This is a genomic window from Sphingobium sp. SG1, from assembly GCF_057063145.1.
The window spans coordinates 466,453-480,527 of sequence record NZ_JBVVOJ010000004.1 but is presented as its reverse complement, the minus strand read 5'-3'; the positions used below and the strand labels follow the sequence as shown (position 1 = coordinate 480,527).

The following is a 14,075-nucleotide window of genomic DNA, read 5'->3' as shown; positions in this document are numbered from 1 at the left end:
GGGGACACCGATCAACGAGGGGCTGGTCCGTTCGCTGCACAGCGGCGCGTTCCTGCCCGCACGGCGCAATGTCGTCCTGGTCGGCGGCACCGGCACCGGCAAGACCCACCTAGCCATCGCCATCACCGCCAATGTCGTTCGCGCCGGGGCGCGGGGGCGTTACTTCAACACGGTCGATCTGGTAACCCGCCTCGAAGAGGAGGCCCGGATCGGCAAGAGCGGCGCGCTTGCCTCCCAACTCTCCCGGCTCGATCTCGTGGTTCTGGACGAGCTTGGCTATCTGCCGTTCGCCCGTTCAGGCGGGCAGTTGCTGTTCCATCTGGTTAGCAAGCTTTACGAGCAAACCAGCGTCGTCATCACCACCAATCTGGCGTTCGGGGAATGGCCCACCGTGTTCGGCGATCCCAAGATGACCACCGCTCTCCTCGACCGCGTCACGCATCATTGCGACATCATCGAGACCGGCAATGACAGCTGGCGCTTTAAGAACCGAAACTGATCTCCGCTGCACGCCGGGATTAAGATGCTTTGCGCTGCGCGCGCCTCCGGTCGGGCTGCGCCCTCCCTACGCCGCGCGCAGCGCAAGGCGCGTTCCTCGACCGTCGTGCCATCCTTGAAAGGGGGTCCCTTTTGCGCGCCGATCGGGGGTCCCGTTTCGACGCCGATTGACAACTGGAGTGGGGACCATCAGATGACCGCCAGCCGAAGTTCCTCGATGACCGGGCTGAAACGATCGGCAAGGCGCTGGTCGCAGGTCACGAGAAGATAGTCGCGCTCGACTGCTTGCGCGACGATCCACAGGTCGTTCTCGTCCACCTGGAGTACCTGCCCTGAAGCACGATCCTGCCAATTCTCAAGCCAGCGCGGGGGGCGTCGGCCAAGGTCGAGATAATGCGCGGCGAGCCGCGCTTTAACATCGGCATAGGCCTCGGCGGCATGCCGGCCGACCTCGGCGAGCGGGTATCATCCGGCCTGGATCAGCGTTTGCCGGATATGGCTGACATCCTGGCCGGCGCGCTGCGCGGCTTCCATGCCGTAGCGCAGCTCGGCGAGGACAATGACCGACAGGAACACGAGGTCCCCTGCGGAGAAGGCCTGCGCGCGCGCCAACACCGCGGCGTGGTTGGGCCTGCGCGGGTCGAAAAGCGCCGAGACGAAATTGGTGTCCAGCAGGATTTGCTCCATCAGGCGATGAACCTGGACAAAGCGTCATTCTCCTCATCGGGGACGGGTTTGAACACGTCGAGAACCCAGCGGCCTCGGTTGGCGTTAGCATCGCGGGTGATCCATTCGCGCAGCGGCACATAGCCCCGGAAGTCGTCGGGCAGCCATCCGCTGAAGGGATGGAGCGTCGGTCGCTCGCGGCCTTTGAAATAGTTGAAGAGTTGGCGCTCTAGCTTGGGCGGCAGATCGTAACCATCGAGCACAATCGCATCGATCCGTGTGATGAGGCGGTCGAGTTGATGATCGAAGATGTGGCTGGCCATCACGCTGTTCAGTTTCTCGTTAAGGAGGCGGCCATATTCAGCAACAGCATCGCGAAGCGCCGGCTTATCGAGTGCGCGAGGCAGCGGCATGCGCTCGAGCATCACGTTGGTGAAGTCGTGATCGGTCGAGTGTTCGGTCACGAAGGCATTGGCGAGCGGGCCATTGAGAATGGCCGCCAGCATATCGACGTCGTAATCGCCAGTCGGCCAGATGGCGGAAAATTGCTGAGAGGCCCAAAGCCCGGTTCTGTCCGCAGCGGCAGCGAGGCGCCAGGGGCCGCGCGACGAGCGCTGGTTGTTGATCAGGACCTTGGGGAGATGCCAAGGTCGATCAAGCGGACCGCGGCGGTGACAAAGTTCAGGGTCCTTGCTGAGCCAAACGGGGCTCATCAGATGGAATGGTGCTAGACTATCGGCAGGTCGGTACAGGCCGCGCTCCCGAAGTGGTCCAGGACCATCGTGGACACCGTCTCGCTGTGTTCGCCATTGGAGGCCGCGGCCGACTTTCGCGTTGTCGCCCAGCTTTGGACTCTCCTCAAGATACGACCAGAGAGCATCCAGTTCATCAATCCAGAGTTCTCCGGTCGGCGATTGCCGAATAGCGCTGCGCGATGAGGTTACAAAACCATCGCCGAGGAACGCGGCGCGATCACCGTCGTTGACAATCGTTGAACGAAGGCGGACCTCTACGCTTTCTTCAGAGACTTCTCGCCGCTCGGTGGCAATGATGAGTGCGCAGGGATAGGTCGCCTTCTCGAAAATTCTGTCGGGCAACGAAACCAGTTCGACATTTCGATAGTGAGCGGCGATCCGCGCCCGCAGTTTGCGGTATTTAGCTTGTTGAAGGACACCGCGCGGAAGTACGAATCCAAGGCAGTCGGGCGCGGCATCGATTGCGGCCGAAAGCGCCACAGCCGCCTTGGAGGTCGACTGGGCGAAGGCCTCAGGATAGTCGAAGCGCTCCTCTGCCGTGAAATCCTCGAAGGGCGGGTTGCAGAGCACGACGGTTGCGCCGTCGAGGAAGTTAGCGAGTGCCCCTTGCACAAACAAGTCGGTCGACTTGAGGTGCCAGCCGTTGGCGTTTGGATAGTCGGCCAGGATCAGCGAGAGTGTGGCGACCTCGCAGGCGAAGACATCGAATTCGGCCCCAGAGAGCCGCTCGACCAGAAAGGTGTGGCGCTTTTCGGCTGCCCAGTCCGGAGGCAAGAGGTCGCGCAACTGCCGCAGCGCGGCGACAAGGAAAATGCCTGCGCCGGCGAATGGCTCGGCGATGCGGACCGATTGCGGGTCATAGCGCGAAAGGTCGATCCGGCTGAGGACATATTCGGCGACTGGACGCGGCGTGCTGTGCGTTCCGAAGAGCTTGCGCGTGTCGGCGGTGACCAGCGTGTTCTCGTAAACGAAGGCGAGGCTGTCTGAGGAGATGTTCCGCAGGGTGATCGTTTGCTGCAGGCGCGCCCAAGCGGCCGCGATCGCAGCGTCAGTGACGGCCGCCACGTCCGTAGCGAGCAGGCCGAGCCCGTAATAGCGCTGAATGCCGTCCAAGACCGTCTGCACCTGATCGGGATTCCAATCGGCGGACGCGGGATGGGCGCGGTCGATGAGAATTTTCGCTGCCAGGAGACGGAAGGTCAGTCGGAACGCCGCCTTCTCGCTGTCGCGGGTCGCCCCTTCCGGCAAGAGGCGCTCGAGCACATCGGCCATGGCCTCATGCAGCTTGTGTTGCACTTCGCGTTCGATCGCCGGGAGAAGGCCGAGATCGATAAAATCGACTTGGACGGGACCGCGCGGTAGCCCGACCGCCTTGGCGCGGTGGAGCGCTTGCGGGCTCCATTGCTCACGGCGCCGCTCAAATAGCGCTGGCAGTCCGGAGAGCGGCACCCGCTCGATCAGGCGCGGCGCGTTGTGTGCACCGACCGCCCAGACCCCGACATCGTTCGCGTCGATCGAGAAAAACACGGGCGCGCCGAGAGCGCGATTTGCCATGATGGCCACTTCATTATCGCTGGCCCCTTCGACCACGCCGAAGGCGGCCGAGCGGAAGGATTCCGGGGTCTGGGTGAAGGCAGCGAGCGCGACGGTGCGGGTCGCCGCGCGGGGATCGAGCACGTCGGCGAAGCTATAACCGCGATGGAGCGCGTCAGCATGGTAGCCGATGGCGCGCAGGCCCGTTTCGATCGAGGCGAGGGCGTTCATCGGACCCGCACCGCGCGGAACAGCGGAAGCTGGCCGCCCTGATCCTGGGGCGCGAACCGCGCTTCGAGGATGTCGAGATGTGGGTCGAGGCGAAGGATGAGGCTGTCGGCTTCACCCAAGCCCAGCATGGTTTCTGGGAGCAACTCGCCATGCTCCATGGCGCGCAGCACCAGCACACACCCACGAAGCGCCGGGAAGGGGACTCCCGAAAGCAGTTCGCGCAAGGCGTGCAGTAAATTTTTGTGTGCCTGGAGCTCGATGTGGAACCGCGCGCGCAGCACCACGGCGAGCCTGAGCAGCAATACCGTCTGCCAGCCATAAAGCGCGGGGCGGCCTGGTCCGCGAGCCTCGATATCGGGCGGGATTAGGCCGCGCCGGTGCGACCACTCGCGAAGCTGATTCGCGGTGAGGCCGGTCAGCGCCTGCACCTGTCCTGCCGGTATCACAGCGGCACGTCTCCCTAAATGGTCGCGGTGACCACTTTGCAGCACAAAGCGGGTATTGTGCCCGCTTTGTGCACTTTAAGCGGGTGCGATACCCCTTTCAAGGGAAAGCTGCGGGAACCTAAACCTAGGTGACAGACGTTCGACGCTGCGTCGCGCGATTGCGGTTCGGCGCCAACGGCTGAGGGGGGGCAGAAATGCTCAGGTGCTACTGACATTGGGCACGGCGCCTTGGTTGCAGGATTTTGTGTGTGAATGACTGGTTATGACGTGAGCGGAAATCTAATCCCCGATTGTAGAATGACTTGACCTGGTCGGTAGCGGCCCCTCCCGCGAGTGGGTCGGCAATGGCAGCTTCTTGCAGGGTTGGTGCTCGACGCCGCCGTTCCGTTATCGGCCAAGTGCCCCAGCATTCGCGTCTGGACATATCCAAGATCGTCCGTCATCATGTCATTAAGCTGGTGATTTTATGGCCAGCAGAGATGCCCGTGGGAACGGGTGTGGGAAAGCTTCAGTTAACGTGAACGGAAAGCCTGGATTTCTGCCGTTTTATTGACGGTTATTAATTCCTCCCGCGCCATCATCTTCAGTAAATAATTGATTTCAGGTAATTTATTGGGATTCGGCATCTCAGGCGCACATATTTCCCGGCATATATGTTGGGAACGGTGTAAAACCATTGGAACGAAAAGACTGGCCGGAAATCAGGACCGGCTACGCCCAAGGGCCATCAAACTGCTAGCGAGGTCAGCAGGTCATGGCAGCGGATACAGGAGCTAACAGCTGCCAAAAGCGGAAGCTGGCCACCTTTCTATAGGGCCGTCACATTGCAGCCAACCAAAGTGCCCATCACATTCACTGCCAGCACCGCCGCTTTCGAGACTGTGCATAGATTCCATATTTGATGACCAGCCCCTCCTCCACCGCCGGTCAGGAATCACTGTCAGTTGCCGCTTCGATCCGTTAGGAGGGCGCGATGAACGGGGTTATTTGCATGTTGCGCCATTCCGGCCGCACCCTCCTGATTGCAGGATCGATGGCCATCGGCACTGCTGCGCCTGCGCAGCAGGCCGCGCATGGCTCGCTGCTGGTCGGCGCGGTGGTCGTGCAGCCCTGCCGCATTTCCAGCGACCAGGCTGCTGGAAATTGCGGACAATATCATTATCGCATGGTGAAATCGTCCAGCGACAACGGAACAGTCGCCTCCCTTCGCAGCGGCAATATGGATCACAGCCGGCAGGACGACATCCTGTCCTATGAGTTCTGAGGGACCGCCCCCTGTCTTGCGACGAACGCGATTTACGCAAAATATTGGTAAAGCCGTCTTTTGCCCAAAAGCGCGTTATTAACCGACATTGACGATACTCCCTCCATCAAAGCTTGAGGTGTTGGAGGACACATGTTTCGTTTCAAACTGGCCGCATCCCTCGCAGCTACGGCCCTGCTCACGGGTCTTGCAGGCACGGCCCAGGCAGCCACCACCACCACGACCTTCCCGGTTACCGCAACCGTGATCAAGGCCTGCGTCGTGTCGGCCACGGCGCTGGCGTTCGGCAATTATGACCCGACCGCGACCGGGCCAACCGACGCCACCTCCACCCTGTCGGTTCTCTGCACGGTCGGCACCACCTACACGGTCGGCCTGACCGCGGGCACGGCATCGGGGGCGACCGTGACCACGCGCAAGATGTCGAGCGGAAGCAATCTGCTGAGCTATGCGCTGTATCAGGATTCGGCGCACACGACGAACTGGGGCAACACACCTGCAACCGACACCGCCGCCGCGACGGCGCCGGTCGGCACCAATGCCCTGACCGTCTATGGCCGGATCACGGCCGGCCAGAATGTCCCGATCGGTTCCTATAGCGACACCATCACCGTCAACGTCGTCTATTGATCGATCCGGAGCGAGGCGGCCATGCCCAAGATGTTCGCACGACGCGCGGCAGCGGCCCTGCTCGCCCTGGCACAGCCAACCACCGCCTGGGCCGCGACGCTGAAAATCTATCCGGTCCTGGTCGCGCTTGACGACAAGACCCCGGTCGAGACGATGACGATCGAAAATAGCGGCGATGCCCCCGCCCGCATGCAGGTGCGGGTCGTGTCATGGCGGCAGGATAATGGGCAGGATCTGTTCGAGGAAACACGTGACATCCTGGCCAATCCGCCGCTGTTCGAAATAGCCGCAGGCGGGCAGCAGATTGCGCGCTTCGGCCTGCGCACGGCCGCCACACCGACCGAGAAAAGCTATCGCGTCTTCCTCGAGGAAATCCCGACCGATCGCCCGACCGCCGCTGGCGAGATCCGCACATTGCTGCGCGTCAGCATCCCCATCTTCGTGACCGCGCCCGGTGCGCAGGCATCCCTGGCGTGGCAGCTGACCGCCACCAGTGACAGGCAGCTCACGCTGACCGCATGCAATGAAGGCAGCGCGCATGTTCATCTCAATCGCCTCGACCTGAAGCGGGCCGACGGCACGCCATTGGCGACGAGGCAGGAATCGATCTACATCCTTCCCGGCGCGACACGCAGCTTCCTGTTCGACATGCAACGGCCGGTGGGTGGCGGAGAGAAGCTGACGCTGGAGGCGGCCACCGGCCAGCGCAGCCTGACCGCACAGTTCGTCCTCCAGTCGGCATCCCATGCCGGTGGGACGCGCTAGCACCCTTCTTGTCCTGCCCTGCGTCGTGGCCAGTTGCGGCATTGCCAGCGCGCAGGACAGCGCGCCGACGACAGGCGCGATTGCGACGACGGCAGACGCGACGGCGACGCCGACAATGATGCTGGCCTCGGTCACGCTCAATGGCCGGCTGTTGCCAGGCGACTATCTGCTTGCGCGGCGCGCCGGCGCATTCCTGGTGCGCGTGAAGGATCTGGCCGCCTGGCGGATGCGCCCGCCGACCGGCACGGCAATGATGATCGATGGCGACGCCTTTGTCGCGCTATCCGCGCTCGGCGGCGTCGCGGCCGCCTTCGACGAGCCCAACCAGGCCCTGTTGCTGACGGTGTCGCCCGAAGCCTTCGAAGCGACCAGCGTTGCGCCCGCCAGCACCGTCGCCGCGCCCAGCGACAATATGCTCGCCGCCTTCCTCAACTATGACATTTCTGCCGAATATGCCGGCAAGGCGCGCCTGGGCGCCTTCGTGGAGGCGGGGCTGTCCGATGACTGGGGCGTGGTGTCGAACAGCATGTTGCTGGGCAACGGCACGGTCTATGGCCGGGCGACCCGGCTGGACAGCTATTATCTGCGTGACGATCCGATCAACCTGACGCGCCTCGTCATCGGCGATGGCGTAACGGATGCGCGCGACTGGACGCGGCAGATCCGCTTTGGCGGCGTGCGCTTCGGCACCGAGTTCGCCCTGCAGCCAAGCCTCCTGACCTTTCCGACCCCATCCCTTGCCGGCAGCGCCGCCGTGCCGTCGAACGTGGAGCTGCTGGTGAACGGAACCCAACGCTTCCAGACCGACGTCGGCCAGGGGCCCTTCTCCATCAACCAGGTGCCGCTGGTCACGGGTGCCGGCCAGGTGACGCTGGTGATCCGCGATCCGCTGGGTGTGGAGCGGCGCGTCACGTCCAGCTATTATGTGAGTTCCCACCTGCTGCGCGCGGGCCTGGCGTCCTGGTCTATGGAGGCGGGAGCCGAACGGCGCGGCTATGGGCTGCGCAGCTTCGGCTATGACAATCCCTTCCTGGCCGGCACCTATCGCCGCGGCCTGACCGACCGGCTGACGATCGAGGGACGGGCCGAAGCCAGCGCCGACGTCACCATGGCCGGCGGCGGCATCAACATGATCATCGTTCCGATCGGCGAGATCAGCCTGGCGGCAGCGGGATCGACGAGCCAGGCCGGTGAGGGCCTGTTGTATCGAGCGGCCTTCGCCCGCAACGCCCCGACCTGGAACGTCGCTCTCAGTTACCAGCGGGCGTCGAACCGCTATCGCGAAATCGGCGTGGAGCGTGCCAGCGAGCGGATCGTGGAACAGGTGCAAGGCTCTGCCGGATGGAGCCTGGGCGCGATGGGCACGATCGGGGCCTCCTATACCAGCCTGACCTATGCCGACAGCCAGTCCGCCCGCGTCCTGTCGGGCAATTACAGTCTGTCCCTGCGCGACAAGGCCTTTGTCAGCGCCTACGCGATCCGCAGCCGCTTTTCGGAAAGCGGCCATGAAAACAGCATCGGCTTCAACCTGACCATCCCCTTCGGCCCGCGCAGCAGCGCCTATCTCCAGGCCGACCGGGGTGGCGTGCGGGCGGAAATGCGCAGCACCCCGCCGCAAAGCGGAGGCTGGGGCTATCGGGCGGCGATTTCGACCGGCAGCAATGCGCAACAGCAGGGCGAGATTCTGTGGCGCGGCAATGCGGCGGAGATGACCGCGCAGATGGACCGTGCCGGCGGACAAACCGGCTGGCGTGTCACCGGCCAGGGCGGGCTGTTGCTGGCCGATGGCGCGCTGTTCCCGACCCGCCGGGTGGAAAGCGGCTTTGCCGTGGTGCGCGTGCCCGGCCAGGCCGATGTGCGCATCTATCAGGAAAACCGATTGGTCGCGCGGACCGACGCCCGTGGCATGGCCGTCATTCCCGACCTGCGCCCCTATGAAGTCAATCGCCTCAGCATCGCGGCGGCGGACGTGCCGATCGACATCCGGATGCCCAATGACCAGATCAGGGTGGTGCCGCGCTACCGGGGCGCCGTCAGCGCACGTTTCGTCGCGGTCCGGGAGCATCCGGCGACATTGCGCATCGTCATGCCGGACGGCGCGCCGGCGGAAATCGGCGCCAGCGTCACCGCGGAAGATGAAAAATCGTTTGTCGGCAATGATGGTGCCGTCTTCATCCGCAGCCTTCATCCCGGCATGATGCTGACCGTCGATACGGGGCACGGCCCCTGCCATGTTCGGGTCGACGCCGTGCCGGACGAAATGCTACCAGTGATCGGGCCGCTGACATGCGTGCCATAAGGAGGATGAGGATGCGCACTGGCCATGACCTCTACGCCGTTGCGGTCGCGCTGGCGGCCCTGTTCATGGCGACACCCGCGCAGGCGGCGTGCGATCCCCTGGCCCTGTGCACCTGCACCGTATCGGCAAGCGGCCTGAGCTTCGGCAATTACAACCCGATCGCCAGCGGGGATAATGATTCATCGGGAACGGTGCGCGTGCGCTGCTCGCTGGTGGTCGCGCTGGGCGGCAGTTACACGATCCAGCTGAGCAAGGGGACATCGTCCACCTATGCGCCGCGCGTCCTGACCAATGGCGGCTCGACGCTCGCCTATAATCTCTACACCAGCAATGCACGCAACCAGGTCTGGGGCGATGGGACCGGCGGATCGCAGACGGTGACCAGCAATTTCATCGCGCTGCTGAACCTGGACCAGACCACGACCGTCTATGGCCGTATCCCGGCCGGGCAGAATGTCCCGCCCGGCAGCTATTCGGACACGGTGCTGGTCACGGTCATCTTCTGATCAGGCGACTCTGACCCCGGTCATGCGCGCCTAACAGCGCCTATTCATTAGCTGCCAGGGAATAGCCATGGCAGGTCTGCGCGTCGAACTGGGTGGTCGTGATGCAATCGCGGCCGCGCTGCTTGCTGGCGTAAAGCTGGCGATCCGCCTCCGCCATCCACAACTCGGCGGGCAGGTCGGCATGGCAACGGGCACTGGCGACGCCGATGCTGACGGTGATGAAGGGGCTGACCTGCGACTGGGCATGGGGAATGTTCAGCGACTGGATCTGCAGCCGGATTTCCTGCGCAACCAGTTCGGCCCCCTGGGGGTCCGCGCCGGGCAGGATGCAGGCGAACTCCTCGCCGCCATAGCGCGCCGGCAGGTCGGTCGCGCGCTTGACCGCACGGGTCAGCGCGGCGCCGACCATCGCGATGCAGCGATCCCCGGCGGGATGTCCATAGGTGTCGTTGAACTGCTTGAAGAAATCGATGTCGAGCATGATGACCGACATCCACTCCCCGGTCCGGGTCAAGCGCGCGCTTTCCGCCTGCAGCGACCGTTCCATGTGGCGACGATTGCTCAGGCCCGTCAGCGCATCGGTGACGGCCAGCGTCGCAAGCTGATCGCGCAGGCGCTTGAGTTCGACATGGTTGCCGACCCGCGCGCGCAATATCGCCGGCTGGATAGGCTTGGTCACATAGTCGATCGCGCCCAGCGACAGGCCGCGCATCTCATCTTCCGTATCGCCAAGCCCGGTGGTGAAGATGATCGGTATATCGACCAGCATGATGTCCGCCTTGATCTGGCGACAGACTTCGAACCCGTCGATGCCTGGCATCAGCACATCCAGCAGGATCAGGTCGGGCTGCACCGTGCGCGCGATGTCCAGCGCCTGCTGGCCCGACGTGGCGAAGCAGATCTCATAATCATCTTCCAGCACGGCGTTCATGATTTCGATGTTCGAAATCTCGTCATCGACGATGAGGATGGTGGCCTTGCTCATGATGTCGCTCCTGCCGGATCGATCGACCGGCCTGCTGTGCCCGCGCCCGGCGCATCGGCATCGATCAGCGCGAGGGCGGTTTCATAATCCAGTTGCTCCAGCGCCCGCTGCACGGGATGGCCCGCGCGCTGATCGGGCGTCAGCCCCATCGCCTGGGCCAGCCGCTCGAACCCGGCGCGGGCGCTGAGGCTCCGGCGCGCGAGCAGCCCGCGCAATTCGGTGCGCGCCTGTTCGATCGCGCCATCATCCTGCACGGTGACGATCGCGACGTCCGATGCCTGTGCGCCCCCCGTCAGGCTGCGCGCAGCGGCGATCGCTGGTGCTATCGCCACCTCCAGATCGACGATCGCGGCCAGCGCCGGCCCGGTTTCGCCCGCCGCCAGCATCCGTTCGATATCCGACGCGATCTGCTGGACGTCAGCCAGTTCCAGCGATCCGGCCACGCCCTTCAGGCTATGGGCCAGGCGCCGCGCATCAGGCAGCAACCCTGCCGCCAAATGCGCCCGCAAATCCCGGCCGACATGGTCATAGCTGTCACCGAAGGTGACGATCAGCTTGCGCAGCAGCCCGGTCTTGCCATTGACCCGCGCCAGTGCGGCGGGCAGGTCGAAGGGCGGCAGCCGATCGGGCAGCGACGAACTGGCGACCGACGGTGCCACTGCCGGCGCCACTTGCGTGGTCACTCGCCCCGCCTTCAACCAGCGATCCAGCACCCGGACCAGCACCGGCGGCTCGACCGGCTTGGCGATATGATCGTTCATGCCCGCGGCCTTGCAGCGCTGCTTTTCCTCCTCATAGGCATGAGCCGTCATGGCAATGATCGGCAGATCCTCGGCGCTCCACTGCTCGCGGATGATGCGGGTGGCGCTGATGCCGTCCATTTCGGGCATCTGCACGTCCATCAGCACGGCGGCATAACCCGCCCCCTTATCGCGCACCATGTCGCAGGCGATGCGGCCATTTTCCGCGAAATCCACCTTCAACCCGGCATCGTCCAGCAGTTCGGCCGCAATCTCGCGGTTAATCTCATTATCCTCGACCAGCAGCACGCGCAGCCCGCGCAGCGCTTCGGCCACCATCGGCAGGGCGGGCGTGGCCGGCGCGGCGACATGGACGACGGGCGCATGTTCCTCGGCGAAAATCTCGGTGATCGTATCCAGCAATATCTTGGGCACGACCGGCTTGGTCAGGAAGGCGGCAACTTTGTCGGTATCGACGCCCTGCAACAGATCGTCGGCGCCATAGGCGGTGATGATCAATGCCTTGGGCTGGGGATGGCGCAGCGCCTTGGTGCGCAGCGCATCGACCGTCTCCATCCCGTCCAGGCCGGGCATCTTCCAGTCGAGCAGGGCCAGGTCATAGGGCTCCCCCCGTTCGTCGGCATGTTCGATCGCGGCGATCGCCTCGCCACCCGACGCCACCAGGTCCACCGCCATGCCCCAGCCGGCAAAGACGTCATGGATGATCTGGCGCGACGCCGGATTGTCGTCGGCGGCCAGCACGCGCAGCCGGCGGACATGCGCCGACATCGGCATTTCCAGTCCCATCGCCCGGTCGTCCGCATCCATCAGCATGTGGCAGATGAAGCTGCTGCCCTGTCCGGGTGCGCTCTCGACCGCGATGTCGCCGCCCATCTGCTCCACGATCTGGCGACAGATGGCGAGGCCAAGGCCGGTGCCACCGAACCGCCGCGTGGTGGAACTGTCCGCCTGGGTGAAGGAATGGAACAGCGATTTCTGCTGCTCGGGCGTCATGCCGATGCCGGTGTCGCGCACCGTCAGCTTCAGCCGCACCCGGCCATTCTGCTCGGACGCCGACAGGCCGATGGTGACGGTGCCTTCCTCGGAAAATTTGACGGCATTGCTCATCAGGTTGAGCACCACCTGGCAGAAGCGCATTTCGTCGCCGATCAGCCGCTCGGGCACATCGGCGTCGACCCGCGAGACGACCCTGACCTGCTTCGCCTCGGCATTGGCCGCGACCAGCTGAATCTGGTTCTCGATCGCGCTGCGCAGGGTGAAGGGATGCGCCTCCAACGTCAGCTTGCCCGCTTCATTCTTCGAGAAATCGAGGATGTCGTTGATCAGCCGCAGCAGCGACACGCCAGCCTGATTGATCTTGCCGATATAATCCTGCTGCTTGGGGTCGAGGTCGGTCCGGGCGACCAGATGGCAAAAGCCCAATATGGCATTCATCGGCGTGCGGATTTCATGGCTCATATTGGCCAGGAACAGGCTCTTCGCGCGATTGGCCTCCTCCGCCTCGCGGGTCCGTGCCTCCAGCGCCTGATTCTTGGCCAATATCTCCTCGCCCATCTTCTGGTTGCGCTGAAAACTCTCGACCAGCTTGTCGCTCAGCCAGACCAGCACCGCCGTCTGGAAGGCGACGATGCCGGCATGCAGCAGCACCCGTTCCAGATTGCCCTGCCCCGGAAACACCGCATAGGGCAGCAGATAGAGCAGCAGCAGATGATGCAGCGCCGTCGCCGTCGCGGCGGCCAGGATGGCGCGCTTGTCGCACCAGGCGATGGTCAGCGCCAGCATGGCGAAGAAATACATGTGCATGTCCATCTGCCAGGCATGGCCGCGCAGCAGGAACAGCAGGATCGCCGGCTCGCCCATCAGGGCGACGGCGGACAGATAGCGGGTCGCAGGAGCGATCCCCTGGCGCCACCAGGTCAGATGATAGGCCCCCGCCAGCAATGTGCCGCCCAGCGCCGCCGCGATCGGCGAATGGCCCGTGAGCAGGGCCACCGTCGCCAGCAACGGGACATGCGCCCAGAAGAGCGGCACGAGGAAGCGACCGAAATGGAAACGCAGCTTGTCCAGCTCGATAATCATGATGTCTGCCCCCCCGGCAATGGTTCGCCGCATTCGATCCGCGACGGCGTCGCGATCACGCCCCAGGCCCCCGCCCTGCGCAACGCCGCCGCGAAATCTGGCCGGTTCGACCCGGCAATGATGATGTTGGACAGGCGTCCCATGCCGACCAGCCCCCCGTCGGCCGCCCGCACCAGGTTGATCGCCTCGGCCCGCGACGCGCCCCAGGGCGCGATCACCAGATAGCGTCCCGAGCCGCTGCCGCTCATGATCCAGGCGGCGGCCAGCCCGACCAGCCCCGCCAGCAATAGCAAGGCCGCAGGCAAATAGGCGGACATGGCGCAGGACGCGTCCATGCTGCCCGCGCGCGCGGGATGGTTCAAACCCTTGAGCAACCCTGCCTCATCCATCGCATTATTAGGCCATGGAAGCATTTTACAATGGTTAAGAGGCCTTTGCCCGTTCTGTTCGCAAAATGATCGCCTGCCTTTCTCGACATGGCCAATATTTACATATGAAATTACAGAAAACGGGCTTGGATTGGCGGCATAATTTACAAGTTATACGTCAACCGCGCGCTCTTTTCTGCAATTCCGGCATCGGCTTGCCCGGCTCGCCCGAACATGGCATCTGCGCCGGCCGAACCCATATTTTTGCCGGACGAGCCCCTGTCTATGG

General features: G+C 63.9%; 13 protein-coding genes. 6 read left to right on the top strand and 7 right to left on the bottom strand.

What is annotated here, in order from left to right; translation table 11 throughout:
* The coding region (gene istB / locus AC0KVN_RS12735) for an IS21-like element helper ATPase IstB (protein ID WP_483656134.1) at nt 1-499 on the top strand (499 nt) is incomplete at its 5' end.
* A 188-nt stretch (nt 500-687) separates the two neighbouring features.
* On the opposite strand, the gene AC0KVN_RS12730 is transcribed toward istB, so the two are convergent.
* The 4 genes from AC0KVN_RS12730 to AC0KVN_RS12715 form a co-directional block, all read right to left on the bottom strand.
* Nucleotides 688-816: a hypothetical protein gene (locus AC0KVN_RS12730; protein ID WP_483656133.1), complete on the bottom strand. Its 129-nt coding sequence runs from the start codon at nt 814-816 to the stop codon at nt 688-690.
* Between the two features lie 147 nt (nt 817-963).
* Nucleotides 964-1,185, bottom strand: a complete 222-nt coding sequence (locus AC0KVN_RS12725) for a PIN domain-containing protein (RefSeq protein WP_483656132.1) — start codon at nt 1,183-1,185, stop codon at nt 964-966.
* Nucleotides 1,185-3,683, bottom strand: coding sequence for an N-6 DNA methylase (locus AC0KVN_RS12720; RefSeq protein ID WP_435567981.1), 2,499 nt, complete (start codon nt 3,681-3,683; stop codon nt 1,185-1,187). Before AC0KVN_RS12720 ends, AC0KVN_RS12725 begins: the two co-directional genes overlap by 1 nt.
* Nucleotides 3,680-4,111 carry a MerR family transcriptional regulator gene (locus AC0KVN_RS12715; RefSeq protein ID WP_435567982.1) on the bottom strand — a complete coding sequence of 144 codons (432 nt, stop codon included), beginning with the start codon at nt 4,109-4,111 and terminating at the stop codon, nt 3,680-3,682. Before AC0KVN_RS12715 ends, AC0KVN_RS12720 begins: the two co-directional genes overlap by 4 nt.
* Nucleotides 4,112-5,102: 991 nt before the next feature.
* Here AC0KVN_RS12715 and AC0KVN_RS12710 point away from each other — a divergent pair.
* The 5 genes from AC0KVN_RS12710 (at nt 5,103) to AC0KVN_RS12690 (ending at nt 9,593) form a co-directional block, all read left to right on the top strand.
* Complete coding sequence (locus tag AC0KVN_RS12710; RefSeq protein WP_004208306.1) at nt 5,103-5,393, top strand: hypothetical protein; 291 nt, start codon at nt 5,103-5,105, stop codon at nt 5,391-5,393.
* 132 nt (nt 5,394-5,525) lie between these two features.
* Nucleotides 5,526-6,023, top strand: coding sequence for a Csu type fimbrial protein (locus AC0KVN_RS12705; RefSeq protein WP_125989130.1), 498 nt, complete (start codon nt 5,526-5,528; stop codon nt 6,021-6,023).
* 21 nt (nt 6,024-6,044) lie between these two features.
* Entirely contained in the window at nt 6,045-6,788 is a 744-nt protein-coding gene (locus AC0KVN_RS12700; RefSeq protein ID WP_435567983.1) for a fimbrial biogenesis chaperone, read from the top strand.
* Nucleotides 6,769-9,087, top strand: coding sequence for a fimbria/pilus outer membrane usher protein (locus tag AC0KVN_RS12695; protein WP_435567984.1), 2,319 nt, complete (start codon nt 6,769-6,771; stop codon nt 9,085-9,087). The genes AC0KVN_RS12700 and AC0KVN_RS12695 overlap by 20 nt, the downstream gene beginning before the upstream one ends.
* A gap of 11 nt (nt 9,088-9,098) precedes the next feature.
* Nucleotides 9,099-9,593 carry a Csu type fimbrial protein gene (locus AC0KVN_RS12690; RefSeq protein WP_435567985.1) on the top strand — a complete coding sequence of 165 codons (495 nt, stop codon included), beginning with the start codon at nt 9,099-9,101 and terminating at the stop codon, nt 9,591-9,593.
* Nucleotides 9,594-9,633: 40 nt separating this feature from the next.
* Here the strand turns inward: AC0KVN_RS12690 and AC0KVN_RS12685 are convergent, their stop codons facing one another.
* From AC0KVN_RS12685 to AC0KVN_RS12675, 3 genes are read right to left on the bottom strand one after another with little or no spacing between them, the layout of a single operon-like run.
* Nucleotides 9,634-10,578 (bottom strand): diguanylate cyclase, encoded by a 945-nt coding sequence (locus tag AC0KVN_RS12685; RefSeq protein ID WP_037507622.1) that lies wholly within the window; start codon nt 10,576-10,578, stop codon nt 9,634-9,636.
* Entirely contained in the window at nt 10,575-13,418 is a 2,844-nt protein-coding gene (locus tag AC0KVN_RS12680) for a response regulator (protein ID WP_435567986.1), read from the bottom strand. The genes AC0KVN_RS12685 and AC0KVN_RS12680 overlap by 4 nt, the downstream gene beginning before the upstream one ends.
* Entirely contained in the window at nt 13,415-13,792 is a 378-nt protein-coding gene (locus AC0KVN_RS12675) for a hypothetical protein (RefSeq protein WP_435567987.1), read from the bottom strand. The genes AC0KVN_RS12680 and AC0KVN_RS12675 overlap by 4 nt, the downstream gene beginning before the upstream one ends.
* Nucleotides 13,793-14,075: the final 283 nt, after the last annotated feature.

Bases quoted from the DNA above. Each gene is read 5' to 3' on its own strand.
- AC0KVN_RS12695 (WP_435567984.1), top strand. From the start codon at position 6,769: ATGCCGGTGGGACGCGCTAGCACCCTTCTTGTCCTGCCCTGCGTCGTG.
- AC0KVN_RS12680 (WP_435567986.1), bottom strand. From the start codon at position 13,418: ATGATTATCGAGCTGGACAAGCTGCGTTTCCATTTCGGTCGCTTCCTC.
- AC0KVN_RS12705 (WP_125989130.1), top strand. From the start codon at position 5,526: ATGTTTCGTTTCAAACTGGCCGCATCCCTCGCAGCTACGGCCCTGCTC.
- AC0KVN_RS12700 (WP_435567983.1), top strand. From the start codon at position 6,045: ATGCCCAAGATGTTCGCACGACGCGCGGCAGCGGCCCTGCTCGCCCTG.
- AC0KVN_RS12710 (WP_004208306.1), top strand. From the start codon at position 5,103: ATGAACGGGGTTATTTGCATGTTGCGCCATTCCGGCCGCACCCTCCTG.
- AC0KVN_RS12720 (WP_435567981.1), bottom strand. From the start codon at position 3,683: ATGAACGCCCTCGCCTCGATCGAAACGGGCCTGCGCGCCATCGGCTAC.
- AC0KVN_RS12685 (WP_037507622.1), bottom strand. From the start codon at position 10,578: ATGAGCAAGGCCACCATCCTCATCGTCGATGACGAGATTTCGAACATC.
- AC0KVN_RS12690 (WP_435567985.1), top strand. From the start codon at position 9,099: ATGCGCACTGGCCATGACCTCTACGCCGTTGCGGTCGCGCTGGCGGCC.
- AC0KVN_RS12725 (WP_483656132.1), bottom strand. From the start codon at position 1,185: ATGGAGCAAATCCTGCTGGACACCAATTTCGTCTCGGCGCTTTTCGAC.